This window comes from Paracoccus aerius (genome assembly GCF_014656455.1).
Classification (GTDB): Bacteria; Pseudomonadota; Alphaproteobacteria; order Rhodobacterales; family Rhodobacteraceae; genus Paracoccus; species Paracoccus aerius.
Genome location: NZ_BNCL01000009.1, coordinates 33144 through 57121, shown reverse-complemented (window position 1 = coordinate 57121; position 23978 = coordinate 33144). Strand labels below are relative to the sequence as shown.

The following is a 23978-nucleotide window of genomic DNA, read 5'->3' as shown; positions in this document are numbered from 1 at the left end:
TGCCCTGTCAAAAGCGCATCGCGCCCTAGGGGCAGAAAAGATCGTTGCTGAGACCGAAAATCATCAGAGACAGCACCGCAGCCATCCCGATGGCCGTCAGCAGATTCAGCGCCTTGTCCGACGGCGGGCGGCCAGTCAGGGCCTCCCAGGTGTAGAACATAAGGTGCCCGCCATCCAAGACGGGGATCGGCAGCAGGTTCAGGAACCCGATGGCCGCCGACAGGACCGCGATCCACCACAGGAAGTTGCCGCCCCCCGCGCTTGCCGCCTGCCCGGTGCTTTCCGCGATGCTGATCGCCCCGCCCAGGTTGCAGCTGTCAATCTGCCCCGAGATCATCGCCCACATCCCCGACAGGGACGAGGTGATGATCCCCCAAGTTTGCACGACACCCAGCCACAGCGACTCCAGCGGCCCGGCGCTGCGGGTGGCGGGCGCAAAGAAGCTTTCGCCGCCTGTCACGCCGATCAGCCAGCGGCGCTCGTATCCGCCGCCCTCGGCCGGAAGATCCTGCATCTTCGGGACCAGCGTGTAATCCGCCACCCCCGCACCCGGCCGCCAGACCTGAAGGGCCACCGGTTGGCCTTCGGCGGCCTCGACCGCCGCGCGCAATTGCGAAAAGCGGCTGACAGGCCGGCCTTCGATGGCCATGACCACATCACCCGCCCGCAGCCCGGCATCGGCTGCCGCACTGCGCGGGGCCACGCCGCTGATCCGGGCGGGAACAGGGTCGGGGCCACGGACGGTGGTTTCTGCGCCGTCGCGCAGCACCGTCCAGTCCTGGTGATCGGCCAGCGGCAGCGCTTCAGCGATGCGGCCAATGTCGCGCCAGGTTTCGACGGGCTGGCCACCCAGGGCCAGGATCCGGTCCCCCGGCTGCAATTCGTTGACCACGCCCGGCGGAGCCTCGGCAATGGTGCCAACCTGCGGCTCGTCCGCCGGAATGCCCTGGAACAGTGCAAAGCCGCCAAAGACTAGGATCGAGAGGATGAAGTTGAACACCGGACCGGCCAGCAGCGTGGCAAACCGCGCCCACAGCGGCGCGCCGGTCAGCGTCTGCCGCCGCAGGGCGGGATCGACGGCTTGTCCCGGTCCTGCGCTTGCGGCATTGGCGTCGCCCAGGAAGCGCACATATCCGCCCAGCGGGATCGCCGCCAATTGCCACAGCGTTCCCCGCCGGTCGCGGCGCGAGATCAGGCGCGGACCGAACCCGACCGAGAAGACCTCGGCCCGGATGCCCGACAGCCTGCCGATATAGTAATGGCCGAATTCGTGGACCGTGACGATCACCGCCAGGGCCACGAAGAACGCGGCCAGCGTCCACAGCGTGCCTCCGAATTGCGGGATCAGGTCGGTCATGCGGCGGCTTCCTTGCGTGCTTCGTGGTCCCAGTGCAGGACGGTGTCCAGATCGGCCGGATCATGGCCGAAACCGTCCCGCCCCGACAGGGCCTGCAAGGTCATTTCCACGCGAGGCGCCATGGCGGTGAAGCGGATTCGCCCGGCGATGAAGTCGTCAAGCGCCTGTTCCTTGGCGGCGTTGAACACCGCGCCCGCCATGCCGCCGGCGGCCATCACCTCTCGGGCAAGGCGCAGGGCGGGCCAGCGGACCTCGTCCGGCGCGCGGAAGGTCAGGCTGCCAAGCGCGGCCAGATCCAGGGGCGCGACCGGAAGGGGGGCGCGGTCGGGCCAATGCAGGGCGTATCCGATGGCGTGGCGCATGTCGGGCGCGCCGAGATGGGCGATGGTGCCGCCGTCCACATGGCTGACCATCGCATGGATGATGGATTCCGGGTGGACCAGCACCTTGATCCGGTCGGGCGGGAGGCCGAAGAACTCCTTCGCCTCTATCACTTCCATCGCCTTGTTGAACATCGAGGCGCTGTCGATCGTGATGCGCTGCCCCATCGCCCAGTTGGGATGGGTGGATGCCTCGGCAACCGTCGCGGCGGCCAGCCGTTCCAGCGGCCAGTCGCGGAACGCCCCGCCCGAGGCGGTAATGGTCACGTCCTTGACGGATTCCAGCTTTTCCGGACCAAGCGCCTGGAAAATTGCGGAATGTTCGGAATCGACCGGCAGGATCCTGGCGCCACTGGCGGCGGCGGCCCGGCGCAGCAGTGGCCCCGCGCAGACCAGCGATTCCTTGTTGGCAAGCGCCAGAATGCCCCCTTGGGCAAGCGCCGTCAGGCCCGGCACAAGCCCCGCCGCGCCGACGATGGCCGACAGCACCCAGTCGGCTGGCCGTTGCGCGGCCTCGACCAGGGCATCCGGTCCGGCGGCGGCCTGAACCCCGCTGCCGGCCAAGGCGTCGCGCAGGTCGTCCAGCAGTTCGGGATGCGCGGTCACCGCCACCTCGGCCCGCAGGTCGCGCGCCATGCGGGCAAGCCTTGCGATGTTGCGCCCGCCCGTCAGGGCAACGGTGTGATAGGCGTCAGGCCCGCCCGCGCGGCGGATCAGGTCGACGCCGTTCGCGCCCACGGACCCCGTGGCCCCGAAGATCGAGATTCGCCGCATGGGTCAGTTCACCGCCGGAAGGGCGGTCAGAAGGCCGATCAGCATGGTCGCCAGCACCGCGCCCGTCACTGCGTCAAAGCGGTCCATGAAGCCGCCGTGCCCCGGGATCAGGTTCGAACTGTCCTTGACCCCTGCCCGCCGCTTCAGCCAGCTTTCGGCGATGTCCCCCATCTGACCCGCGAAGCAGACGATGGGCGAACACCAGATCAGCATTGCGTCGCCCCGCCCCAGCCGCCACAGCAGAACGCCCAGCAGCAGCGCGCCGATCCAGCCCGCGATCGTCCCCGACCAGGTCTTCTTGGGACTGAGCGAGGGCCAGAATTTCGGCCCGCCGATCATCCGCCCGAAGAAATAGCCGGCCGTGTCCGAGATGATGACGATTCCCATCAGCCACAGCACGAAGTTGAGGCCATAGGTTTCCCGAAATCCGACCAGTCCATAGGCGACCAGCATGATCGCCAGCCCGAAGATGGCATAGGTCCAGCGGTCACGCGTCGCAGCGCCGGGCAGCCCCGCGACCAGCGGAAACAGCAGGGCCAGGAAGGCGACCGGATGGTCGAACATCTGCGAGACGAATTGGGACATGAAGGCGATGACGGCCAGGGCAAAGGGACGCCAGGCCCCGAAGATGCCCGGATGAAGGCGCGGGTTGCGCCAGCCGGTCATGGCGGCCAGTTCCCAGAAGGTCACGGCCGAGATCAGCGCCATCGACAGCCGCAGCCAGACGCCCGTCGCCACCGCCAGCATCACGCCGATCCCCAGCAGGACCAGCGTCGAGGCCACGCGCCGCGACAGGTCGCCCCATTTCCCTGGCGGAGGCCTCAGCGCCTTTGCGCGTCCCGCGCTCATGCGCCCCCGAAACGCCTGTCGCGCATCCCGAAGCGGTCGAGGATCTGCGCAAGATGGTCGGGCGTGAAGTCGGGCCACAGAACCGGCGAAAATTCGTATTCGGCATAGGCCGCCTGCCAGGGCAGGAAGTTCGAGGTCCGCGTCTCGCCCGAGGTGCGGATCACCAGGTCGGGGTCGGGATGGCCCGCCGTGTCGAGGCAAGCCGCCAGGTCGGCCTCGGTCGGCCGCTCGACCTCGCCGCGGGCGATCTTCTCGGCAAGGCGCGCGGTCGCGCGGGTCAATTCGTCCCGCCCGCCATAGTTGATCGCCACCGTCAGGTTCAGGCGGCTGTTGCCGGCCGTCCGGGTTTCGATCGACGACATCAGCGCCTGCAGCTTGGCATCCAGCCGTTCCCGCCCCCCGATGAAGCGCAGGCGCACGCCTTCGGCGGCCATGCCTTCGGCTTCATACTGGATATAGCGGCGGAAGATCTTCATCAGACCCAGGACTTCCTCGGTCGTGCGCTTCCAGTTCTCGGTGGAAAAGGCATAGACGGTCAACCAGTTCACGCCCAGATCGGGGCAGGCGCGGACGATCTGCTTGACGCGTTCCGCCCCCCGCCGGTGGCCGACAAGGCGCGGCCAGCCCTTGTTGGTGGCCCAGCGACCATTCCCGTCCATGATGATGGCGACATGCCGGGGCCGCTGATCGACCCCGCCCGATAGCAGCAGCGGTGCGGTTTCAGCGGCCATGTTCGTCCCTCAGACCTGCATGATTTCGGCTTGTTTGCCTTCAAGCGCCTGATCGACCTGCCCGATCATCTTGTCGGTCAGCTCTTGCACGGCGGTTTCCCAGAACTTCTGGTCATCCTCGGGCATGCCGTTGGCCTTGCCCTTCTTGATCTGGTCCATGCCGTCGCGGCGGACGTTGCGGATGGCGACGCGGGCGCTTTCGGCATACTGGGCCGCGACCTTGGTCAGCTCGCGGCGGCGTTCCTCGTTCAGTTCGGGGATCGGCAGCATGATGATGGTGCCGTTCAACTGCGGATTGATCCCCAGCCCGGATTCGCGCAGCGCCTTTTCGACCTTGCCGACCATGCCCTTGTCCCAGACGTTGATGGTGACCATGCGCGGCTCGGGGACGTTGACGGTGCCCAACTGGTTGATCGGGGTCATCTGGCCATAGGCGTCGACCTGGACCGGGTCGATCATCGAGGCCGAGGCCCGCCCCGTCCGCAGGCTGGAGAATTCGTGGCGCAGGCTGTCCATCGCGCCCTTCATCCGCCGTTCCAGATCGTCGATGTCGATTTCGATGTCCTCTGCCATGGGGAACTGCCTTTGCATTGAATTTTGATTGCTTGTAGCGAGAGAAGCATGGCTTGGCAAAGACTTTGCCCCCCTTGCGGGCAAGCCCTTGCCGGCCATCGCGCGCGCGGTGGCGGGCGTCAGTTATGCACGCGGGTATAGGTGCCGCGGCCTTCCAGGATGCCCCGGAACCCGCCCGGTTCGTCCAGCGAGAAGACGATGATCGGCAGGCGGTTGTCGCGGGCCAGCGCGATGGCGGATGCGTCCATCACGCCCAAGTGCTTTTGCAGCACCTCGTCATAGCTGACCTCGCCGTAGCGCTTGGCATCAGTGTGCTTCTTGGGATCCTTGTCATAGACGCCATCGACCTTGGTGCCCTTGAAGATCGCCTCGCAGTTCATCTCATTCGCGCGCAGGGTGGCTGCGGTGTCGGTGGTGAAATACGGGTTGCCGGTGCCGGCCGCGAAGATCACGATCCGCTTCTTTTCCAGATGGCGGATGGCGCGGCGGCGGATATAGGGCTCGCAGACCTCATCCATGCGGATGGCGCTGATGACGCGGCAATGCAGGCCCTTGGCTTCAAGCGCGGATTGCATCGCAAGCGCGTTCATCACCGTGGCCAGCATCCCCATGTAGTCGGCCGTCGTCCGCTCCATCCCCTGGGCGCTGCCTTGCAGGCCGCGGAAGATGTTGCCGCCGCCGATCACCATGCAGACCTCGACCCCCATCTTCTGGACCGATTCCACCTCGTCGGCGATGCGCGACACGGTTGGCGGGTGCAGGCCATAGCCCTGATCGCCCATCAGCGCCTCGCCCGAGATTTTCAGCATCACCCTGCCGTATTGCGCGGGTGCCGTGCCCTGATGATCGGTCATGTTGGTTCCTTCGTGTCCGCGCCGGTCGCTTTTATCGCCGCGCAAAATGTCGCAAAAGGCGGCCGTGTTCAACCGCCCGAAAGCTGCCTGCCCGTGATCCGTCTGGACCAGATCGACCCCAAGCGCCACCTGCTGATCGCAGGACCGACCGCCAGCGGCAAATCGGCGCTTGCGCTGCGTGTTGCCCGTGCGCAGGGCGGGCTGATCGTAAATGCCGACGCCCTGCAGATCTGGTCCTGCTGGCGGGTCCTGACGGCGCGACCTTCCCCCGAGGACGAGGCAGCGGCACCCCATGCGCTTTACGGCCATGTCGCGCCGGGCGTGACTTATTCCGTCGGCGACTGGCTGCGCGACCTGGCCGGGCTGCTGGAGCGACGGCTGATCGTGGTAGGCGGCACCGGGCTTTACCTGACCGCGCTGACGCAGGGGCTGGCCTATGTGCCCCCCACCCCGTCCGAAATCCGGGCGGAAGGCGATGCCCGGCTGGCGGCGGAAGGGGGGCTGGCACGCATGGTGGCCGACCTGGACCCCGCCACCCGCGACCGGATCGACATCCAGAACCCCGCCCGCGTCCAGCGCGCGTGGGAGGTCCTGGCCGCGACCGGACGCGGCCTTGCCGACTGGCAGGCTGACACGCCCCCGCCCCTGGTCGCGCCAGACCAGGCGCAGCGCCTTGTGGTCACGGCCGATCGCGACTGGCTGGCCCGTCGCATCGCCCTGCGCTTTGGCCAGATGATGCAGCACGGCGCCCTTGAGGAAGTCCGCGCCATGCTGCCCCATTGGAATCCGGGCCAGCAATGGGCGCGGGCGATCGGGGCACCCGAACTGGTGGCCCATCTGCGCGGACAGATGGATCTGCCCACCGCCACTGAACGCGCGATCATCGCGACCCGCCAATACGCCAAGTCACAGCGCATCTGGTTCAGGGGGCGGATGAAGGACTGGTCGCCGGTTTCGGCTGATGCAGAAAATACACGTAATGATTGATCTTTTTGCCGCCTGATTGAGTTATATCTGCCAATAGGCAACAATCCGCTTAGTTGGTGCGGTGTCAGGCGGTGCTCATGTCGTCATTCGAACAGACACAATGGGATGGTTTTCCCTTTTCGGCCAGTCGGATCAGGGCGGGCCGACGCCTGAGCGACAGCGAAGTGACCGCACCTTCCATTCCCGAAGCGGTGCCAGCTGGCCCCGGCCTTGCTGCAAGCGCCCCCGCCAAGCCGGTCTCGGCGGCGTTCGGAATGCGCCCTGCGCTGCGCGAGGGACGGCCGGTCGCACGGCAGGCGGGGATGCGGCTTCTGCCGCTGCAGGCCTTCATCTGGGGCAGCCGGGCCATGCCGCCCCAGCCGCGCACGCGCACTGACCATACGCTGATCTGGGTGACCGAGGGGCGGGTGCAACTGGACTTTCCGCGCGACCACTTCGTGCTGCGGGCGGGGGATCTGCGCCACATCCCCGCGGGCACCGCCTTTGCCGCGATCCCATCCGCCGGGGCGCGGGGGCACGTAACCCTGATCTCCGTGGCCCTTGCAGCCGGGGCGCAGCCTCCGCTGCCGGAACGCGGGCTCGGCGCCCATGTCGGCACCCATGCCGCCCAGTTGGAGGCCACGCTGCACGAACTGGCGGTCGAAACCGCCAATCCCGATCCTGGCGCCCTGTCATGCCTGATGAACCTGCTGTCGCTGCGCCTAGGGCAGCTGATGCCCGACCGCCCGCCCGAGACGACGGACGAGGTGGCCCCCGACCTTCCGTTGATCGAACGGTTTCTGGCGCTTGCGGAACAACAGTTGGGATCGGCCCGGTCGGTGGCCGAGCTTGCGTCGGACCTGGGCAGCACCACGGGCACGCTTGACCAAGCCTGCCTGGCGGCACGGGGCAAGCGCGCGGTCGAACTGATCCACGACCTGCAACTGGAACGCGCGGCGGATCTGCTGCGCCACAGCAACCGGCCCACCATGCGCATCGCGGCCGAGCTTGGCTATTCCAGCCACGCCCATTTCATCCGCAGCTTCGTCGCCGCGACCGGACGGACGCCCGACGCGTTCAGGGCGCAAGCCTGCTAAAGCTCGTCCTGTTCGGCATCCCTAGGCTGGCGTCCGCGGTAGCCCGTGGCAACCACGAACTTTTCTGATGAATCGCTGCGGCTGGCGGGCGGCTTGACGTTCGCGACCTTGTCGAAGTTGCGCTTCAGCATCGCCTGCATCTCGGTTTCCGCGCCGCCCGCCAGGACCTTGGCGACAAACGTCCCGCCCGGTTCGAGAACATCAAAGGCAAACGCCGCCGCAGCCTCGACCAGGGCCACGATCCGCAGGTGGTCGGTGCCCTTGTGACCAGACGAGGCGGCGGCCATGTCGGACATCACAACATCGGCGGGACCGCCTAGCCAGTCCTTGACCTTGTCGTCTGCCCCTTCGGACAGGAAATCAAGCTGGTGGATTTCGGCCCCGGCGATCGGATCGACCTCTTGCAGGTCGACGCCCAGGACCTTGCCCACGGCCTGGCCACCCTTTTCCCCAAGCGCATTCACCCGCTGCACGGCCACCTGGCACCAGCCGCCGGGCGCGCAGCCAAGGTCGACGACACGGGCGCCGGGGACGAGGAAGCGATACTTGTCGTCCAGTTCCAGGATCTTGTAGGCCGCGCGGCCCCGGAACCCCTCGCGCCTGGCGCGGGCGACATAGGGGTCGTTCAACTGCCGTTCCAGCCACAGCTTGCTGGACAGCTTGCGGCCCTTGGCGGTCTTGACCCGCACGCGCAGGTCGCGGGCGCCGCGACCGCTGGATTTCCCTTCGCGGCTGCCTGGTGCTTTCGTCATCTCATGCCACTCCGTTCAGTCCATCCGAGGCCAGCACCCCATCGCGCACCATCTGGGCATAAAGCAACCCCTCGCGCAGGCCACGGTCGGCGACCGACAGCTTGCTGGTGGGCCAGATCCGCATCAGCGTCTGCAGGATCGCCGCCCCCGACATGATCAGCGCATGGCGTTCGCGCCCGATACGGGGATCGGCGCGGCGGCCTTCCGGGCCAAGCTGCAGATAGGAATGGATCACCCGGTCGATCTGGTCGCTGGTCATCTCCAGCCCGTCCACCTTGGTCCGGTCATAGCGGCGCAGGCCAAGGAAGCTGGCCGCGACCGTCGTCACCGTCCCGGAGGTGCCGATGATCTGGAACCCCTCGTCGGGCGACCCCTGCGCATAGGGGGTGAAGCCCGACAGCATTTCCTCGAAATACCAGGACATCAGGGCAAAGCGGCCCCCGTCGTCCTCGACATCGGCAAACTGGTCGCGCAGCGTCGCCACGCCCAAAGGCACGCTGATCCAGTCCACCACGCGCGCCCCGCCGGGCTGTGGGTTGCCGAAGCCGTCCGACAACCGCATGATCGCGCGGGGACGTTCCTTGGGTTCCACGTCTTCCAGGTCGATCCAGACAAGTTCGGTCGATCCGCCGCCGATATCGACGACCATCAGCGTCTCGGTCTTGTGGCTGACCAGCGGCGCGCAGGAAATCACGGCAAGCCGCGCTTCCTCCTCGGCGCCGATGATCTCGATCGGCAGGCCGGTCTCGCGCCGGATGGTGCGCATCAGGTCGCGGCTGTTCCTCGCGCGCCGGCAAGCCTCGGTCGCGACAAGGCGCATGTTGCGGACGCGGTGCTGTTCCAGCTTGCGCCGGCAGACCTGCAACGCATGGACCGTGCGCGCCATCGAGCTGCGCGACAGGCGCCCAGACGCTTCCAGCCCCTGGCCAAGCTGAACCGGCTTGGAGAAGCTGTCGATGACCTGGAACTGACTGCCCTTCGGTCGGGCAATCAGCATCCGGCACGAGTTTGTGCCAAGGTCGAGGGCAGCATAAAGCGCCCCCTCCTCGGGTTGGCGGGCGACGGACGGCTCTACCGCAATTTTCGGGAACGCGTCCGCACCCGCAGGACGCTTGGGCGTCATGAGAACACGCCCTCCGATGTCAAGTTGAACAAAACGTAACGCGCCCCCCTGGCACGTTCAAGGGGCGGCGAAAGGGTGATTGCCGAAGGGGACGCAGTCGGTTGATAACGGCTGCAAGTTTGCCTTCGGATGACCATGACATTGACCGTGCTGACCGGACCCGCCGCGCCCCTTGCGGGCAGCCATGCAAAAAGCGCCATCGCAAAGACGGCCGCTGACCGGCCGCTGCCGCTGACCGCCACCGGATTCGAGGGCGACGAGCAGGCTGACCGCAGGGTCCACGGCGGGCCGGAAAAGGCCGTCCATCACTATCCCTGGGACCATTACGACGCATGGCGGGCCGATCTCGGCGACCTGCCGCTGTTGGACCATCCGGGCGCCTTCGGCGAGAACATCTCGGTCGCGGGCCTGACCGAGGACGCGGTGGCCGTGGGCGACATCTTCCGGCTTGGTGGCGCCCTTGTGCAGGTGTCGCAAGGCCGGCAGCCCTGCTGGAAGCTGAACCCCCGCTTCGGTCTTCCCGACATGGCGCGGCGGGTTCAGCAGACGGGCCGCACCGGCTGGTATTACCGCGTCCTGCAGCCGGGCACAGTGGCCCCCGGCGACGGTCTGGACCTGATCGACCGGCTGGCACCCGACTGGACGCTGCGACGCCTGTGGCAGGCGATGTATGTGGACCGCCTGAACCGCGACGAATTGCGGGGCATCGCCGCCCTGGACGTGCTGGCCGAGGGATGGCGCAAATATGCGCAGCGCCGCCTGGACAGCGGCCGGGTCGAGGATTGGCGCCCCCGGCTGGAGGGCCGGACATGAAACCGCCGCTGGTGATTTCCATCCAAAGCCAGGTCGTCCACGGCCATGTCGGCAATTCGGCCGCTGTCTTCCCGATGCAGGCAGCGGGACTGGAGGTCGCGGCGATCCCCACCGTGATCTTTTCGAACACGCCCGATTATCCGACCCTGCGCGGCGCGCCCCTGCCGCCGGACCTGTTCGCCGACCTTCTGCTGGGGGCTTGGGAACGCGGCCTGCCGCAGCGTGCCGAATGGCTGATGACGGGCTATATCGGCTCGGTCGAGGTGGCGCTGCTGGCGGCGGATTTCGTAGTCCGCGCAAAGGCCGCGAACCCTGCGCTGCGATACCTGTGCGACCCCGTGATGGGGGACCACGGGCCGGGCCTTTACGTTCCGGCTGAACTGGCAGAGGTCATGCGCGACCGGCTGCTGCCGCTGGCCGACCTGGCGACGCCGAACTCGTTCGAACTGGGCCACCTGACCGGCCCCGCGATATTGGGAATGGGCGACCTTCACACCGCCGCCGCCGCGTTGCGGATGGCCCCGGGCGCGACGTTGATCGCGACCGGCTGCGTGCTGGACGACACGGCGCCCGATCATCTGGAAAGCGTGATCCTTGGACCCGGCGGCGCGACCCGTCACCCGATCCGCCGCCTGCCCGTGGCCCTTCCCGGCACGGGCGACCTGTTCGCGGGCCTGGTCATTGCCTCGCTGGGCAGGGGCCGCAGCCTGCAGCAGGCCGTTGACGCCGCCCAGCAGTTGACCTCGGTCGCGCTCGCCCATGCCGAGCGCATTGGCGCGCAAGAGGTCGTGCTGTCCGAACCAGGCTTCCGCGCCGCCCTGCTGACCCTGTAGAACCGGAGGAACCATGGAAATCGGCAGCGACCTGCCCGACGCGATCGTGGATCGCATCACCGAAAGCTTCGCCCGGCAGGGCCTGATGCGCCACCTGGGCGCCGAACTGGCCGGGGTGAAGGCGGGCCTTGTCACGATCTGCCTGCCCTTTCGCCCCGAACTGACCCAGCAGCACGGCTATTTCCATGCGGGCGGCACCTCGTCCATCGCGGATACCGCCGGAGGTTATGCCGGGTTCACGCTGTTCCCCGAGGAAAGCTCGGTCCTGACGGTCGAGTTCAAGCTGAACCTTCTGAATCCCGGCCAGGGCGATTGGCTTCAGGCGGTGGGGCGCGTCGTCAAGCCGGGCCGCACCCTGACCGTCTGCCAGCTGGATGTCTGGGGCATCGGGCCAGATCGGCGGGTCCATGTGGCGACCGGGCTGCAGACGCTGATCTGCGTGAAGGACCGGCCCGCCTGACGGCACCGTGACAACCGCAGGACGTTAGCGTAAACAGCCCGCGAACTTGCATTTGCGGAAGGACGGCAAGATGACACAGGCTCGGATCGGGTTGATCGGACTGGGGACGATGGGCGCGGCACTGGCGCTCAACATCGCCGAGAAGGGGTTCCCGATCGCGGTCTGGAACCGCACGACCGAGGTGACGCGGGCCTTCGCGGCGGGCGCGGGCGTGCTGGCCCCACGGGTGATCCCGACGGAAGATCTTGCAGGCCTGGTGGCGGCGATCGCGAAGCCCCGCGCGATCATCCTGATGGTGCCGGCGGGCCAGCCGGTCGATGACCAACTGGCCGCGCTTGCGCCGCTGCTGGACGCCGATGACCTGGTGATCGATGCGGGCAATGCCGATTTCCACGACACCAACCGCCGCAACGCGGCCGGGCTGCCCTTCCGCTTCCTTGGCATGGGCGTTTCCGGGGGCGAGGAAGGCGCGCGCCATGGCCCGGCCATCATGGGCGGGGGCGATGCCGCCGATTGGGACCGGGTGGCCGACGTTATGTCCGCGATCGCCGCCCGGGCCGAGGACGGAACCCCCTGCGCCGCGCGGATGGGCGACGCCGGTGCCGGCCATTTCGTGAAGATGGTCCACAACGGCATCGAATACGCGGACATGCAGATGATCGCCGAGGTCTATGGCCTGATGCGCGACGGCATGGCCATGGACGCCGCCACGATCAGCGCCGCCTTTGCCGCCTGGAACGAAGGCGCATTGAAGTCCTACCTGATCGAGATCTCGGCCAAGGTCACCGCCGCGGCCGATCCCCACAGCGGCAAGCCGATGGTGGACGTGATCCTGGACCGCGCGGGGCAGAAAGGCACCGGACGCTGGACCGCCATCGAGGCCCAGCACCTGTCCGCCCCCATCCCCGTGATCGAGGCCGCGGTGATGGCGCGCAACGTCTCGGCCCGGCTGGACGAACGGCTGGCGGGCGAAGCCCGTTTCGGCGCCGCACCGCAGCCCTGCACCATCCAGCCACAGGTGCTGGAGCAGGCGCTGATCGCAGGCAAGATCCTGTGCTATGCACAGGGCTTCGCGATGATCGCGGGGGCGTCCGAACGGTTTGGGTGGACGCTGGATCTGCCGGAGATCGCGCGCGTCTGGCGGGCGGGCTGCATCATCCGGTCGGCCATGCTGAACGACATGGCGGCGGCCCTGGCCGAGGATCCGTCGCGCAACCTCATCATGGCGCCGTTCTTTGCCGACCTGATCGAGACGACCATGCCCGCCTTGCGCCAGGTGGTCTCGCAAGGCGCCGCGGCGGGGCACGCCCTGCCCGCCCTGGCGTCCGGGCTGATGTGGTTCGACCTGATGCGCACCGGGCGCGGCACAGCGAACATGATCCAGGCACAACGCGACTTCTTCGGCGCACACGGCTTCCAGCGTCTGGACGGGATCGACGACGCGCACGGTCCGTGGGGGCGTTCGGCCTGACGAAAAAAGGGGCAGCGCCAGGCTGCCCCCTTCTGACTGATTGGCGGTTACTGCCGCACTTCGCCGGTGGCGGGATCGACGCGGATCTCGACCTCGCGGTTCTCGGCATTATGGTATTCGACTTCCCAATAGCCGTCGTCATCCCAGGAAATGTCGGTAATATGGCCTAATTCGGCGCCCAGGTCGGTTTCCAGCTTGGTGACCACCTGCGACAAGGGCATCGAGCCTTGGGGTGGCGTGTCCTGCGCCATCAGCGCCGTCGGGGCGGCAACCAGCGTCGCCAGTGCAATCATGCGGATCGTCATGGGGTCAACTCCTGTGCGGTGCGCGACCCAACGGCTGCGGCCCCCCGCGGTTCCGCCCTTGCGGCAGGCGAAACGCCCGCCTATATTCCACCTGTCCCGAGCAATCGGCACTATGGACATAAACGCGCATGTAATAAGCGGATCGGACCCGGGGGCGGTACCCGGCGACTCCACCAGATCACCCTCGTTGGGGGGCCTTGGGGTCGAAACAGGATCGACGAACGTCTAAAGATGTTTGCTTTGTCTCGGTGAGCTACCACCGTTATCGGTGCAAAACGTACAGTTGCCAACGACAACCGTGCTCCGGTCGCTCTGGCTGCGTAAGCAGCTCGGGTAACCGAAAACTAAGTCCTTTCGCCTAGCAGCGTAAGGCGGGGCCCGCAGGAGCCTGGCAACAGAATCCTGCACTTTCAATCCATTGTCTGATATGCCTGCCCTGCGCGTTTTTGCCTGCGCCGCAAGGGGCATGGGTTTATGTCGCCAGTGCCACCCGCCCCCCTTTTCAACAGCGGTCATATCCCTATGCTGGCCGGGATTCGAAGGGGACGGGCATGGCGCGATCGGGAATTGACTACGGCGGAATGATGCATCGCGCGATGCAGGGGCTGATTGCCGACGTGCTGGACCGGGTGTCCAAGCATGGCCTGCCGGGCGACCACCACTTCTTCATCACCTTCGACACGCGCGACGAAGGCGTCGAGATGGCCGACTGGCTTCGCGAACGCTATCCCGAGGAAATGACCATCGTCATCCAGCACTGGTTCGACAACCTGACCGTGGACGACCTGGGCTTCACCGTGACCCTGAACTTCGGCAATTCGCCCGAACCGATGCGCATCCCCTTCGACGCGCTGCGCACCTTCGTGGATCCCTCGGTCGAGTTCGGCCTGCGCTTCGAGACGCAGGAAGCGGACGATGACGACGACGAAGATGACGAAGACGACGAGGGGGGCGACGACAGCCCGGACGGCGCCCCGAATGGCGGCGGAGAGGTCGTTCAGCTGGACCGCTGGCGCAAATAGCAAAAGGGGCGCCTGACGCGCCCCTGTTCTAGACCATCATTTCTTTTGTCGCGGTCAGCCGCAGTTCCGGATGGTCGCGGCCCACGCGGTCGATGTCCCATTGCAGCCGCGTCAGATAGACCATGTCTCCGTCATGGTCCTGCGCGATATGGCCCTTGTTCGCCTGGACGAAGGCGTCGACCTTGTCCTTTGGTCCCGCCACCCAGCGGGCACTGGTGAACTGCGATGCCTCGAAGCGGACGGGGATGCCGTATTCGATCTCGATCCGGCTGGCCAGGACTTCGAACTGCAGGGCGCCGACGACGCCGACGATGAAGCCCGACCCGATCATCGGCTTGAAGACCTTGGCCGCGCCTTCCTCGGCGAACTGCATCAGCGCCTTTTCCAGGTGCTTGGCCTTCATCGGATCGGTGGCGCGCACCGATTGCAGCAGTTCCGGCGCAAAGGACGGGATGCCGGTAAAGCGCAGCGCCTCGCCTTCGGTCAGGGCGTCGCCGATGCGAAGCTGGCCGTGGTTCGGAATGCCGATGATGTCGCCGGCCCAGGCTTCCTCGGCCAGTTCGCGGTCGGCGGCCAGGAACAGGACCGGGTTGGACACGGCCATCGGCTTTTTCGACCGCACATGGGTGAGCTTCATGCCGCGCTCGAAATGCCCGCTGGCAAGACGCACAAAGGCCACGCGGTCGCGGTGCTTGGGGTCCATGTTCGCCTGGACCTTGAAGACAAAGCCCGTGACCGGCTTTTCCTCGGGCGCGATTTCGCGGTCGGCGCTGTTCTGGGGCTGCGGCTGCGGGCCGAATTCGCCGATGCCGACCATCAGCTCCTTCACGCCGAAGCTGTTGATGGCGCTGCCGAACCAGATCGGCGTCATGTGCCCTTCCAGGAAGGCCTTGCGGTCGAAGGCGGGCAGCAGCTCGCGCGCCATCTCGATTTCCTCGCGCAGCTTTTCAAGCTGGTCGGCAGGAATATGCTTGGAAAGCTTGGGATCGTCCAAGCCGCTGATCTTGATCGATTCGGCAACCCGGTTGCGGTCGGCGCGGTCCATCAGTTCCAGCCTGTCGTGCAGCAGGTCGTAGCAGCCCACGAAATCGCGCCCTGACCCGATCGGCCAGCTTGCCGGGGCCACGTCGATGGCCAAGTTTTCCTGGATCTCGTCGATGATCTCGAAGGTGTCGCGGCTTTCGCGGTCCATCTTGTTGCAGAAGGTCAGGATCGGCAGGTCGCGCATCCGGCAAACCTCGAACAGCTTGCGGGTCTGCGATTCGACGCCCTTGGCCCCGTCGATCACCATGATCGCCGCATCCACGGCAGTCAGGGTGCGGTAGGTGTCCTCCGAAAAGTCGCTGTGCCCCGGCGTGTCTACCAGGTTGAAGCGATAGCGGTCGAAGTCGAAGGACATCGCCGACGCGCTGACCGAGATCCCCCGGTCCTGCTCCATCTTCATGAAGTCCGACCGCGTCCGCCGCGCCTCGCCCTTGGCGCGCACCTGCCCGGCCATCTGGATCGCCCCGCCGAACAGCAGGAACTTTTCGGTCAGCGTGGTCTTGCCGGCATCCGGATGCGCAATGATCGCAAAGGTGCGGCGGCGGGCGATTTCGGGCGGAAGTTGGGGGCGGTTTGTCATGGGGCGGCCTGTAGCCTGCGAAACGGAAATGCGCAATCGCCAAGGGCTTTGCGGCATGGTCGGAGGCATTCTGGAAGATGGTGCTGTGAGAGAGGATTGAACTCTCGACCTCACCCTTACCAAGGGTGTGCTCTACCACTGAGCTACCACAGCATCGTGAGGGGGCGTTTAGACAAAGCCTTTGGCCCGCGCAAGGGGGTGCACCATAAAAAATCCGCCGCGTCCCGACCCTGACCCGGTGCGGGCTTTGCTGGACTGTTGCCGAACCGGACGCTAACAGGTTTCGGATGAACGACCGCCCGGACGACAAGAAAAAGCATGAAACGCGCGAAGAACGGCTGCGGGCCGCGCTGCGCGCCAATCTGCAACGCCGCAAGGCGCAGGCGCGCGCCCGCGCGGCTGACGACAAGACCGGACGGCAGGACAGCGACACAGGCAAGGACGACGCTTAAATGGACCAGATCATCGTTCGCGGGAACGGCCCGCTTCAGGGCGAAATCCCCATTGCGGGGGCCAAGAACGCCTGCCTGACGCTGATGCCCGCGACGTTGCTGACCGACCAGCCGCTGACGCTGACCAACGCACCGCGCCTGTCCGACATCCGCACCATGACCGCCCTGCTGCAAAGCCTGGGGGCCGAGGCTGCAAGCCTGCAGGACGGCCAGGTCCTGGCGATGTCCAGCCATGCGCTGACCAGCCACCGCGCGGATTACGACATCGTGCGCAAGATGCGCGCCTCGATCCTTGTGCTGGGGCCGATGCTCGCGCGCGACGGCCGGGCCGAGGTGTCGCTGCCCGGCGGCTGCGCCATCGGCGCGCGGCCCGTCGACCTGCACCTGAAGGCCCTAGAGGCGATGGGCGCGGAACTGGATCTGCGGGAAGGCTATGTCCATGCCAAGGCCCCGATGGGCGGGCTGCGCGGGGCGGTCTTCGATTTCCCGCTGGTTTCCGTCGGCGCGACCGAGAACGCGCTGATGGCCGCGACCCTGGCAAAGGGCACGACCGTCCTGAAGAACGCCGCACGAGAGCCCGAGATCGTGGACCTGGCCCGCTGCCTGCGCGCCATGGGCGCCCAGATCGAGGGCGAGGGCACATCCACCATCACCATCCAGGGCGTCGATGCCTTGCACGGCGCGACTCATCCCGTCGTGACCGACCGGATCGAGCTTGGCACCTATATGCTGGCGCCCGCCATCTGCGGCGGCGAGGTCGAGTGCCTGGGCGGCCGGATCGAACTTCTGTCGGCCTTCTGCGAAAAGCTGGACGAGGCCGGGATCGACGTCACCGAAACCGCGCGCGGGATCAAGGTCAGCCGCAGGAACGGCATCCGCGCCGTGAATGTCACCACGGAACCTTTCCCCGGCTTCCCCACCGACCTGCAGGCGCAGTTCATGGCGCTGATGTGCGTGGCCGAAGGCACCAGCGTGCTGGAGGAGACGATCTTCGAGAACCGTTTCATGCACGCGCCCGAACTGACGCGCATGGGCGCACGGATCGAGGTCCATGGCGGCCATGCAACCGTGACCGGGGTCGACGGGTTGCGAGGTGCGCCGGTGATGGCCACGGATCTGCGCGCCTCGGTCAGCCTGATCCTTGCGGGGCTTGCCGCCGAAGGCCAGACAACCGTCAGCCGGGTCTATCACCTTGACCGGGGCTATGAACATGTCGTGCGCAAGCTGCGCGGCGTGGGCGCCCATATCGAACGCGTGAAAGAGGAATAAGCCATGCCACAGGACGCCCGTTTCGCCGATGCCGATCCAGCCCCCCTGGCGCTGATGGCCGAGGACGAACAGGATCTGCGCATCCTGTCCGCGCTGCTGCAGGACGCGATCCTGCCCGCCTCGGAAATGTCCTATGATCCGCGCGGGCGGTCCCTTGCGCTGCTTCTGAACCGCTTCCGCTGGGAGGACGCCGACCAGGCCGCGGCCGAGGGTCGCGACTATGAACGCGTCCGGTCGGTCCTGCTGATCCGGGACGTGCTGCGGGTCATGTCGGACGGCATCAGCCGCGATGCCGACACCGTGCTGGAACTGCTGGCGATGGTCTGGCAGCCCGGCCCGGACGGAACGGGTCGGCTGCTGCTGGAATTCGCGGGCGACGGCACCCTGGTGGCCGAGGTCGAATGCATCAATGTCGACCTGCGCGACGTTACCCGCCCTTATCGCGCCGTGTCTGGCAAGGCCCCGGTTCATCCCGACTGATCACCCCGCCGCGCCGCTTGAGGCGCGCCCGGCTTGACGCTAACAAGACGTGATTGCAGGGGACAGATCATGCCGGTCACGCTGAACACATCGGATGCCGATTTCGAGGCGCGCTTTGGAGAGATGCTTTCGGCCAAGCGCGAGGATTCGGTCGATGTGAACGACGTGGTGGCCGGTATCATCCGCGACGTGCGCCACCGCGGCGACGTGGCGCTGTGCGACCTGACCAGCCGTTTCGACCGCCTGGATCTGACCCCCGCCACCATGCGCTTTTCGGCCGACGAGATCGCGGCTCAGGTCGCCAAGGTATCAGTTGAGGACCGGGCGGCGCTGACGCTGGCCGCCGACCGCATCCGCGCCTATCACGAACGGCAACTGCCCGAGGATGCAAGCTGGACCGATGCCCAGGGCGCGACGCTGGGCTGGCGGTGGACGGCGGTGTCTGCCGCTGGCCTTTACGTGCCGGGGGGCCAGGCGGCCTATCCGTCATCCGTGCTGATGAACGCCATCCCCGCCCGCGTAGCCGGGGTCGAGCGGTTGGTGATCTGCGTGCCGACGCCGGACGGCGTGGTCAACCCGCTGGTGCTGCTGGCCGCGCAACTGTCGGGCGTGACCGAGATCTATCGCATCGGCGGCGCCCAGGCGATCGCGGCCCTGGCCTATGGGACCGACACGATCGCGCCGGTGGACAAGATCACCGGGCCGGGCAACGCCTATGTCGCGGCGGCCAAGCGGCAGGTCTTCGGCAAGGTCGGCATCGACATGATCGCCGGCCCGTCCGAGGTTCTGGTGATCGCCGAGGGCGACCAGCATCCCGACTGGCTGGCGCTCGACCTGCTGGCGCAGGCGGAACATGACGCCGACGCGCAGTCCATCCTGATCACCACCGATCCTGCCTTGGGCCATGCCGTGGCGGGCGCGGTGGACCGCATCCTGCCCAGCCTGCCCCGCGCCGCCATCGCGGGGGCAAGCTGGCGCGACTATGGCACGATCATCATCGCGCGCAACCTGGACGAGGCGGCCGACCTGTCGAACCGAATTGCACCGGAACATCTGGAACTGTGCGTGGACGACCCCGATACCCTGGCCGCGAAATGCGTCCATGCAGGCGCGATCTTCCTGGGCCCCCACACGCCCGAGGCAGTGGGCGATTACGTCAGCGGGCCGAACCATGTCCTGCCCACCGCGCGCTCCGCCCGGTTCTCGTCCGGGCTGTCGGTGCTGGATTTCCTCAAGCGGACCACCATCGCGAAGCTGACGCCCGGCGCACTGGCCGCGATCGGGCCTGCCGCGATGCGTTTGGCGGCGTCCGAAGGGTTGCAGGCCCATGGCGCCTCGGTCGAGGCGCGGATCCGGATCCTGAACGAAAGGCCTGCGGAATGACCCGCATCATCCAGATCCAGATCGACGATTCCGAAGCCCCGCCCGCCACCGCCGAGATGGAGCAGGAACGCCGCGTGGCGATCTTCGACCTGATCGAGGACAACAGCTTCAGGGTGCCGGGCCGCGACGGCCAACCTGCGCCGGACGGTCCTTTCCGGCTGGACCTGTGCATCCGCGAACGTCGTCTTGTCTTTGACGTGACCGCCGAACAGGGCGACAAGGTGGCCGAGTTCCACCTGTCGCTGGGGCCCTTCCGGCAGGTGACCAAGGATTACTTCCAGATCTGCCAAAGCTATTTCGACGCTGTGAAGCGCCTGCCCCCTGCCCAGATCGAGGCGATCGACATGGCCCGGCGCGGCATTCACAACGAAGGCGCGCGGACCTTGCAGGAACGGCTGGAGGGCAAGGCGGAACTGGACATCGCCACCGCCCGGCGCCTGTTCACCCTGATCTGCGCCCTGGTGCCGCAGGGCTGACGATGGTCCAGAACGCGATCCCTGCCTCGGTCCTGTTCTGCTGCGATCACAATTCCATCCGGTCCCCCATTGCCGAGGGGATGATGAAAAAGTTCTACGGCCGCGCGGCTTATGTGCAGTCGGCAGGGGTCAAGAACGACATGGAGGTGGACGGCTTCGCCATCGCCGTCTGCGACGAGATCGGCGTCAGGATCGAAAACCACCGCAGCCGCAGTTTCGACGAGATGAAGGACTGGGGCGACGATTTGGGCGGCTTCGACCTGATCGTGGCCCTGTCCCCAGCCAGCCAGCGGCAGGCCCTGGAACTGACGCGGGTCTTTCACCTGGACGTGGAATACTGGCCGATCATGGATCCGACCGGGTTGGCGGAAGGCCGCGATGCCCAGCTTGCCGCCTATCGCCAGACGCGCGACCAGATCCGGACGCGGATGATCGAACGCTTCGGCCCCCCGACCGAACCCGCCGACGACGCAACGCGGTCATAAAAAAGCCGCGCCTGCCCGAAGGCGGCGCGGCAGTATGGCATTCGTGATGGGGTAGAATCAGCGACGCCAGTTGGACGGCACGTCCCAGATGGGGCGCGCGATTTCATCCGCGACCTGGTCGCGGGTCAGGCCGATGTCGCGCAACTGCTCGTCCGTCAGACTGGCAAGGTCCAGGCGAGAGCGGCGGAGGCTGATCAGGTTCAAGATACGCTTGCCCAGTGACGGGCGCGACTTGCCGAGCCCGGCAGCAAGGGAAAGCGAAGCGGCTGTCTTGACAGACATCGTTCGTCTCCGATGATGAAACGCATCATCCGATATGATGCATTTATGGTTTCCAATTTCCGTTATTGATAGATAACGCGGCCTGTCGTATGTTTGAAACGAATGTTTTTGATCGCTTGCATCATGGAAACCGAACGATGCGTAACCTGGACATCGCCACCCTCCGCTCGCTTCAGGCCGTGGCAGAATATGGCGCGGTCACCCGCGCGGCCGAGGCGCTGAACATGACGCAAAGCGCCCTGTCGATGCAGATCAAGCGCCTGGACGACCTGTTCGGAGAGGCAATGTTGCAGAAGCATGGCCGGGGCGTGATCCTGACCGACTTCGCCACCGAACTGCTGGTCGAGGCCCGCAAGCTGGTCGCGCTCAACGATGCGATCCTGTCGCGCTTTACCGGCCACCGCCCCGAGGCGCGACTGCGCGTCGGGCTGACCAGCGACTGGCTTTTCACCAAGGTTGCCCAGGCGGTGCGCGCCTTCCGCCAGGCCAACCCGCGGATCGAACTGATCATCAACGACGGCCGCAGCAAGGACCTGCGCAGCCAGATGAAGCGGGGCGAGCATGACGTGATCCTGACAACCGAGTTCGAGACGCCGCCGGGTGCAATCCACTTGGCCAAGGTCGACCTCGCGTGGTTCGGCGCCATCGGCGGCACTGCCTGGTCTCAGCGGCCGGTGCCGCTCGCGAACTCGCCCCATTGCGCCTATTACCCGGTGGGGCTGACGGCGCTTGACCGGGCGGGGATCGAATGGGTGCAGGGGGTGGCGGACGGCGGCAGCGATACCTGGCGGGTGACCGCGGCGGCCGACCTGGGGATCACCATCCTTCCCCGCGGCATCGCCCAGGCGGGACTTGAGCCGGTCGATCACGGCGGCGCCTTGCCGCCCCTGCCGCCGACCTGGCTGAACGTCTACGTGGCTGACGGCCCGGCGCGGCGGGAAGCGGCCGAGTTTGCCGGCTATCTTCGACGAGCCGTCTGCGAAGTGGCCGCCATGGCGGCTTGATCCGCCCGGCTGATTGACAGCCCGCGCCCGGCGCTGCACTTAGGCACCGGCAAAGCGGAGTGGACGATGACCAGGATCGATGAAACCTTTCAGCGGTTGCAAGACCAGGGCCGCAAGGCCTTCGTGACCTATATCATGGCATCGGATCCCGATGACGCCACCACGCTCGAAATCATGCGCGGCCTGCCGGAAGCAGGCGTCGACATCATCGAGCTTGGAATGCCCTTCACCGACCCGATGGCCGACGGCCCGACGATCCAGTCCGCCGGTCAGCGCGCGCTTGCGGCGGGGGGCAGCGTGTCGCGGACCTTGGCGATCCTGCGCGAATTCCGCAAGACCGACAACACGACCCCGGTCGTGCTGATGGGCTACTACAACCCGATCTATGCCCGCACGGGCGGGGTTGAGGGCTTTCTGGCCGATGCCAAGGATGCGGGCGTCGACGGCCTGATCGTCGTCGACCTTCCGCCCGAGGAAGACGAGGAACTGTGCATTCCCGCCCAACGCGCGGGCCTCAACTTCATCCGTCTGGCCACGCCCACGACCGACGACCGCCGGCTTCCGGCTGTGGTCAAGAACACCTCGGGCTTCGTGTACTACGTCAGCGTGACTGGCATCACCGGCGGCCCCGCCGCCAACGCCGCCGAGGTCGCCCCCGAGGTCGCGCGCATCCGCAAGGCGGCCAACCTGCCGGTCGTCGTGGGCTTCGGCATCTCGACGCCCGAGGCGGCCGAGAAGATCGCAAGCGTCGCCGACGGCTGCGTGGTGGGCAGCGCCATCGTCAAGAAGATCAGCGAGGGCCGCCCCGTGCCCGAGGTGCTGGACTTCGTGCGCGACCTGGCCGCCGGGGCGCATCGCGGCTGATGGTCCTGCTGCGCGACGCACGGCCGGACGACGTTCCAGCCATCGCGGCGATCTGGAACCCGATCATCCGCGACACCGTCGTGACCTTCTGGCCGGCCGAGCGGTCCGAGACCGAGATCGCGGCCCTGATCCGCGACCGCCAGTCCGAAGGCCGCCCCTTCACGGTGGCCGAGGCGGGCACCGGCATCATGGGCTTCGCGACCTACAGCCAGTTCCGCAACGGCGGCGGCTATGCCCGCAGCATGGAACACACGATCTATCTGGCGCCCGAGGCCCGGAACAGCGGAACGGGCAGGCTGTTGCTGCACGCCCTTGAAGATCATGCCCGCGCCTGCGGGCATCGGCTGATGATCGGCGGGATCACCGCCTCGAACGAAGGCTCGCTGCGCTTCCATGCGCGGCAGGGCTATGTCGAATGGGGTCGCATTCCATGCGCGGGCTGGAAGTTCGGGCAGTTCCATGACCTGGTGCTGATGGGCAAGGATCTTGGCTCTGACCTTGGTCTTGCGACACCCTGACACTACCCATGCGTTCCGTTAGCGGATAACCTGAGGGCATGGATATGCGCGCGACTGACATCCCCTGCCCCAGCCTGCCGAAGCCCCGCAGCTTCTGGCAGCGCATTGCCGACCGCCTGGCAGCCTTCTTGGGCAGCACGCGGCCCGCGATCCCGCCCGAACGCTCGGTCGCCTTCACCATCGCCGTGATCGCGCTTGGCGCGAAGCTGGCGAAATCCGACGGCACCGTCGGACGGGCCGAGGTTGCCGCCTTCCGGCGCGTCTTCATCATCCCGCGCGCCGAGGAAAAGAACGCAGCCCGCGTCTTCGACCTGGCCCGGCAGGACGTGGCCGGCTTCGACGCCTGGGCACGCCGCATCGCCGCGATGTTTCCCGCAGGTGACCCGGTCCTGGCCGATGTGATCGAAGGGCTTTGCATCATCGCAGTCGCCGATGGCGGGATGCACGAGAACGAGATCCTGTTCATCGACGAGGTCGGCCGCATCTTTGGCCTGCCCTCTGAACAGGTGGTCGCGATCCGCCTGCGCCACGACCGCCAGACAAACTGTCCGCCTTGCGACGTGCTGGGCATCCCCCTGGACACCCCCATGCCCGAGGCACGCAAGCGGTTCCGCGCCCTGATCCTGGAATCCCATCCCGACCGCGCCATCGCCCGCGGCCTGCCCCCCGAAGCCGTGCGCCTGGCCGAGGCGCGCACCCGCCGCCTCAACGAGGCGTGGGAGAAGTTCAGGCAGATGCGCCGGGGCTCTGTTCCCCAGCCTGCCGAATAGCCGCCCTTGCC

The 23978-nt window shown here is 66.8% G+C and carries 28 protein-coding genes, 1 tRNA gene and 1 other RNA gene; 18 read left to right on the top strand and 12 right to left on the bottom strand.

Annotated elements, in window-relative coordinates; all coding sequences use genetic code 11:
• Positions 1-25 precede the first annotated feature (25 nt).
• The 6 genes from rseP to pyrH form a co-directional block, all read right to left on the bottom strand.
• Positions 26-1357, bottom strand: a complete 1332-nt coding sequence (gene rseP, locus IE224_RS11895; RefSeq protein ID WP_191310640.1) for an RIP metalloprotease RseP — start codon at positions 1355-1357, stop codon at positions 26-28.
• The gene (gene dxr / locus IE224_RS11890) at positions 1354-2511 is read right to left on the bottom strand and encodes a 1-deoxy-D-xylulose-5-phosphate reductoisomerase (RefSeq protein ID WP_191310639.1); all 1158 of its coding nucleotides are present in this window, start codon (positions 2509-2511) and stop codon (positions 1354-1356) included. The genes rseP and dxr overlap by 4 nt, the downstream gene beginning before the upstream one ends.
• Positions 2512-2514: 3 nt before the next feature.
• Positions 2515-3360 (bottom strand): phosphatidate cytidylyltransferase, encoded by an 846-nt coding sequence (locus IE224_RS11885; RefSeq protein ID WP_167622348.1) that lies wholly within the window; start codon positions 3358-3360, stop codon positions 2515-2517.
• Positions 3357-4091, bottom strand: coding sequence for a polyprenyl diphosphate synthase (gene uppS, locus IE224_RS11880; protein WP_191310636.1), 735 nt, complete (start codon positions 4089-4091; stop codon positions 3357-3359). Before uppS ends, IE224_RS11885 begins: the two co-directional genes overlap by 4 nt.
• Before the next feature lie 9 nt (positions 4092-4100).
• Positions 4101-4664: a ribosome recycling factor gene (gene frr, locus IE224_RS11875; protein WP_167622350.1), complete on the bottom strand. Its 564-nt coding sequence runs from the start codon at positions 4662-4664 to the stop codon at positions 4101-4103.
• A 119-nt stretch (positions 4665-4783) separates the two neighbouring features.
• Positions 4784-5518, bottom strand: coding sequence for a UMP kinase (gene pyrH, locus IE224_RS11870; RefSeq protein WP_167622351.1), 735 nt, complete (start codon positions 5516-5518; stop codon positions 4784-4786).
• A gap of 87 nt (positions 5519-5605) precedes the next feature.
• Here pyrH and miaA point away from each other — a divergent pair, with 87 nt between their 5' ends.
• Complete coding sequence (gene miaA, locus IE224_RS11865) at positions 5606-6505, top strand: tRNA (adenosine(37)-N6)-dimethylallyltransferase MiaA (protein WP_235986281.1); 900 nt, start codon at positions 5606-5608, stop codon at positions 6503-6505.
• Positions 6506-6669: 164 nt separating this feature from the next.
• The gene (locus IE224_RS11860) at positions 6670-7581 is read left to right on the top strand and encodes a helix-turn-helix domain-containing protein (RefSeq protein WP_202380179.1); all 912 of its coding nucleotides are present in this window, start codon (positions 6670-6672) and stop codon (positions 7579-7581) included.
• Here IE224_RS11860 and IE224_RS11855 read toward each other — a convergent pair.
• Together IE224_RS11855 and IE224_RS11850 are read right to left on the bottom strand one after the other, a co-directional pair.
• Complete coding sequence (locus IE224_RS11855) at positions 7578-8333, bottom strand: RlmE family RNA methyltransferase (RefSeq protein WP_191310630.1); 756 nt, start codon at positions 8331-8333, stop codon at positions 7578-7580. The two genes, IE224_RS11860 and IE224_RS11855, sit on opposite strands and share 4 nt — an antisense overlap.
• Before the next feature lies 1 nt (position 8334).
• Positions 8335-9456, bottom strand: a complete 1122-nt coding sequence (locus IE224_RS11850; RefSeq protein ID WP_167622355.1) for a Ppx/GppA phosphatase family protein — start codon at positions 9454-9456, stop codon at positions 8335-8337.
• A 129-nt stretch (positions 9457-9585) separates the two neighbouring features.
• Between IE224_RS11850 and IE224_RS11845 the strand changes: the two genes are divergently transcribed.
• The 4 genes from IE224_RS11845 (at position 9586) to gnd (ending at position 13033) form a co-directional block, all read left to right on the top strand.
• Positions 9586-10269 carry an MOSC domain-containing protein gene (locus IE224_RS11845; RefSeq protein ID WP_373305549.1) on the top strand — a complete coding sequence of 228 codons (684 nt, stop codon included), beginning with the start codon at positions 9586-9588 and terminating at the stop codon, positions 10267-10269.
• Positions 10266-11102, top strand: a complete 837-nt coding sequence (pdxY, locus tag IE224_RS11840; protein WP_191310628.1) for a pyridoxal kinase — start codon at positions 10266-10268, stop codon at positions 11100-11102. The genes IE224_RS11845 and pdxY overlap by 4 nt, the downstream gene beginning before the upstream one ends.
• A 13-nt stretch (positions 11103-11115) precedes the next feature.
• Positions 11116-11562: a PaaI family thioesterase gene (locus IE224_RS11835; RefSeq protein WP_191310627.1), complete on the top strand. Its 447-nt coding sequence runs from the start codon at positions 11116-11118 to the stop codon at positions 11560-11562.
• A gap of 70 nt (positions 11563-11632) precedes the next feature.
• A complete protein-coding gene (gene gnd / locus IE224_RS11830) occupies positions 11633-13033 on the top strand; it encodes an NADP-dependent phosphogluconate dehydrogenase (RefSeq protein ID WP_191310626.1) in 1401 nt (466 codons plus the stop codon).
• A gap of 47 nt (positions 13034-13080) precedes the next feature.
• Here the strand turns inward: gnd and IE224_RS11825 are convergent, their stop codons facing one another.
• A complete protein-coding gene (locus IE224_RS11825) occupies positions 13081-13338 on the bottom strand; it encodes a PepSY domain-containing protein (protein ID WP_167622360.1) in 258 nt (85 codons plus the stop codon).
• Positions 13339-13392: 54 nt separating this feature from the next.
• Here IE224_RS11825 and ssrA point away from each other — a divergent pair.
• Together ssrA and IE224_RS11815 are read left to right on the top strand one after the other, a co-directional pair.
• Positions 13393-13747, top strand: a transfer-messenger RNA (tmRNA) gene (gene ssrA / locus IE224_RS11820).
• 142 nt (positions 13748-13889) lie between these two features.
• Entirely contained in the window at positions 13890-14360 is a 471-nt protein-coding gene (locus IE224_RS11815; protein WP_191310623.1) for an SspB family protein, read from the top strand.
• A gap of 28 nt (positions 14361-14388) precedes the next feature.
• Here IE224_RS11815 and IE224_RS11810 read toward each other — a convergent pair whose 3' ends face one another.
• Positions 14389-15984 (bottom strand): peptide chain release factor 3, encoded by a 1596-nt coding sequence (locus IE224_RS11810; protein WP_191310622.1) that lies wholly within the window; start codon positions 15982-15984, stop codon positions 14389-14391.
• 78 nt (positions 15985-16062) lie between these two features.
• Positions 16063-16137, bottom strand: a tRNA-Thr gene (locus IE224_RS11805).
• A gap of 134 nt (positions 16138-16271) precedes the next feature.
• Here IE224_RS11805 and IE224_RS11800 point away from each other — a divergent pair.
• The 6 genes from IE224_RS11800 (at position 16272) to IE224_RS11775 (ending at position 20529) form a co-directional block, all read left to right on the top strand.
• Positions 16272-16436, top strand: a complete 165-nt coding sequence (locus tag IE224_RS11800; RefSeq protein WP_191310620.1) for a hypothetical protein — start codon at positions 16272-16274, stop codon at positions 16434-16436.
• Entirely contained in the window at positions 16437-17705 is a 1269-nt protein-coding gene (murA, locus tag IE224_RS11795; RefSeq protein ID WP_167622364.1) for a UDP-N-acetylglucosamine 1-carboxyvinyltransferase, read from the top strand.
• A 3-nt stretch (positions 17706-17708) separates the two neighbouring features.
• Positions 17709-18185: a DUF2948 family protein gene (locus tag IE224_RS11790; protein ID WP_191310618.1), complete on the top strand. Its 477-nt coding sequence runs from the start codon at positions 17709-17711 to the stop codon at positions 18183-18185.
• A gap of 69 nt (positions 18186-18254) precedes the next feature.
• The gene (gene hisD, locus IE224_RS11785) at positions 18255-19568 is read left to right on the top strand and encodes a histidinol dehydrogenase (RefSeq protein ID WP_191310616.1); all 1314 of its coding nucleotides are present in this window, start codon (positions 18255-18257) and stop codon (positions 19566-19568) included.
• On the top strand, positions 19565-20044 hold the full coding sequence (locus tag IE224_RS11780; protein ID WP_191310614.1) for a UPF0262 family protein: 480 nt from the start codon (positions 19565-19567) through the stop codon (positions 20042-20044). The genes hisD and IE224_RS11780 overlap by 4 nt, the downstream gene beginning before the upstream one ends.
• A gap of 2 nt (positions 20045-20046) precedes the next feature.
• Positions 20047-20529 carry an arsenate-mycothiol transferase ArsC gene (locus IE224_RS11775; protein ID WP_167622368.1) on the top strand — a complete coding sequence of 161 codons (483 nt, stop codon included), beginning with the start codon at positions 20047-20049 and terminating at the stop codon, positions 20527-20529.
• Positions 20530-20586: 57 nt separating this feature from the next.
• Here IE224_RS11775 and IE224_RS11770 read toward each other — a convergent pair whose 3' ends face one another.
• Entirely contained in the window at positions 20587-20811 is a 225-nt protein-coding gene (locus IE224_RS11770; RefSeq protein ID WP_167622369.1) for a DUF1127 domain-containing protein, read from the bottom strand.
• Between the two features lie 137 nt (positions 20812-20948).
• On the opposite strand from IE224_RS11770, the gene IE224_RS11765 reads away from it, so the two are divergent.
• From IE224_RS11765 to IE224_RS11750, 4 genes are all read left to right on the top strand, one after another.
• Complete coding sequence (locus tag IE224_RS11765; protein WP_167622370.1) at positions 20949-21815, top strand: LysR family transcriptional regulator; 867 nt, start codon at positions 20949-20951, stop codon at positions 21813-21815.
• 66 nt (positions 21816-21881) lie between these two features.
• Positions 21882-22679, top strand: a complete 798-nt coding sequence (gene trpA / locus IE224_RS11760; protein ID WP_191310612.1) for a tryptophan synthase subunit alpha — start codon at positions 21882-21884, stop codon at positions 22677-22679.
• On the top strand, positions 22679-23197 hold the full coding sequence (locus tag IE224_RS11755; protein ID WP_229849355.1) for a GNAT family N-acetyltransferase: 519 nt from the start codon (positions 22679-22681) through the stop codon (positions 23195-23197). Before trpA ends, IE224_RS11755 begins: the two co-directional genes overlap by 1 nt.
• A 44-nt stretch (positions 23198-23241) precedes the next feature.
• The gene (locus tag IE224_RS11750; protein ID WP_229849354.1) at positions 23242-23967 is read left to right on the top strand and encodes a molecular chaperone DjiA; all 726 of its coding nucleotides are present in this window, start codon (positions 23242-23244) and stop codon (positions 23965-23967) included.
• The last annotated feature ends 11 nt before the right edge of the window (positions 23968-23978 follow it).

Coding starts and splice junctions, on each gene's coding strand:
- IE224_RS11855 (WP_191310630.1), bottom strand. CDS start 8,333: ATGACGAAAGCACCAGGCAGCCGCGAAGGGAAATCCAGCGGTCGCGGC.
- frr (WP_167622350.1), bottom strand. CDS start 4,664: ATGGCAGAGGACATCGAAATCGACATCGACGATCTGGAACGGCGGATG.
- IE224_RS11765 (WP_167622370.1), top strand. CDS start 20,949: ATGCGTAACCTGGACATCGCCACCCTCCGCTCGCTTCAGGCCGTGGCA.
- IE224_RS11850 (WP_167622355.1), bottom strand. CDS start 9,456: ATGACGCCCAAGCGTCCTGCGGGTGCGGACGCGTTCCCGAAAATTGCG.
- IE224_RS11755 (WP_229849355.1), top strand. CDS start 22,679: ATGGTCCTGCTGCGCGACGCACGGCCGGACGACGTTCCAGCCATCGCG.
- IE224_RS11845 (WP_373305549.1), top strand. CDS start 9,586: ATGACCATGACATTGACCGTGCTGACCGGACCCGCCGCGCCCCTTGCG.
- IE224_RS11815 (WP_191310623.1), top strand. CDS start 13,890: ATGGCGCGATCGGGAATTGACTACGGCGGAATGATGCATCGCGCGATG.
- IE224_RS11810 (WP_191310622.1), bottom strand. CDS start 15,984: ATGACAAACCGCCCCCAACTTCCGCCCGAAATCGCCCGCCGCCGCACC.
- pyrH (WP_167622351.1), bottom strand. CDS start 5,518: ATGACCGATCATCAGGGCACGGCACCCGCGCAATACGGCAGGGTGATG.
- trpA (WP_191310612.1), top strand. CDS start 21,882: ATGACCAGGATCGATGAAACCTTTCAGCGGTTGCAAGACCAGGGCCGC.
- IE224_RS11790 (WP_191310618.1), top strand. CDS start 17,709: ATGCCACAGGACGCCCGTTTCGCCGATGCCGATCCAGCCCCCCTGGCG.
- IE224_RS11800 (WP_191310620.1), top strand. CDS start 16,272: ATGAACGACCGCCCGGACGACAAGAAAAAGCATGAAACGCGCGAAGAA.
- IE224_RS11750 (WP_229849354.1), top strand. CDS start 23,242: ATGCGCGCGACTGACATCCCCTGCCCCAGCCTGCCGAAGCCCCGCAGC.
- IE224_RS11835 (WP_191310627.1), top strand. CDS start 11,116: ATGGAAATCGGCAGCGACCTGCCCGACGCGATCGTGGATCGCATCACC.
- dxr (WP_191310639.1), bottom strand. CDS start 2,511: ATGCGGCGAATCTCGATCTTCGGGGCCACGGGGTCCGTGGGCGCGAAC.
- pdxY (WP_191310628.1), top strand. CDS start 10,266: ATGAAACCGCCGCTGGTGATTTCCATCCAAAGCCAGGTCGTCCACGGC.
- IE224_RS11825 (WP_167622360.1), bottom strand. CDS start 13,338: ATGACGATCCGCATGATTGCACTGGCGACGCTGGTTGCCGCCCCGACG.
- rseP (WP_191310640.1), bottom strand. CDS start 1,357: ATGACCGACCTGATCCCGCAATTCGGAGGCACGCTGTGGACGCTGGCC.
- gnd (WP_191310626.1), top strand. CDS start 11,633: ATGACACAGGCTCGGATCGGGTTGATCGGACTGGGGACGATGGGCGCG.
- IE224_RS11780 (WP_191310614.1), top strand. CDS start 19,565: ATGACCCGCATCATCCAGATCCAGATCGACGATTCCGAAGCCCCGCCC.
- IE224_RS11770 (WP_167622369.1), bottom strand. CDS start 20,811: ATGTCTGTCAAGACAGCCGCTTCGCTTTCCCTTGCTGCCGGGCTCGGC.
- hisD (WP_191310616.1), top strand. CDS start 18,255: ATGCCGGTCACGCTGAACACATCGGATGCCGATTTCGAGGCGCGCTTT.
- murA (WP_167622364.1), top strand. CDS start 16,437: ATGGACCAGATCATCGTTCGCGGGAACGGCCCGCTTCAGGGCGAAATC.
- IE224_RS11885 (WP_167622348.1), bottom strand. CDS start 3,360: ATGAGCGCGGGACGCGCAAAGGCGCTGAGGCCTCCGCCAGGGAAATGG.
- IE224_RS11775 (WP_167622368.1), top strand. CDS start 20,047: ATGGTCCAGAACGCGATCCCTGCCTCGGTCCTGTTCTGCTGCGATCAC.
- uppS (WP_191310636.1), bottom strand. CDS start 4,091: ATGGCCGCTGAAACCGCACCGCTGCTGCTATCGGGCGGGGTCGATCAG.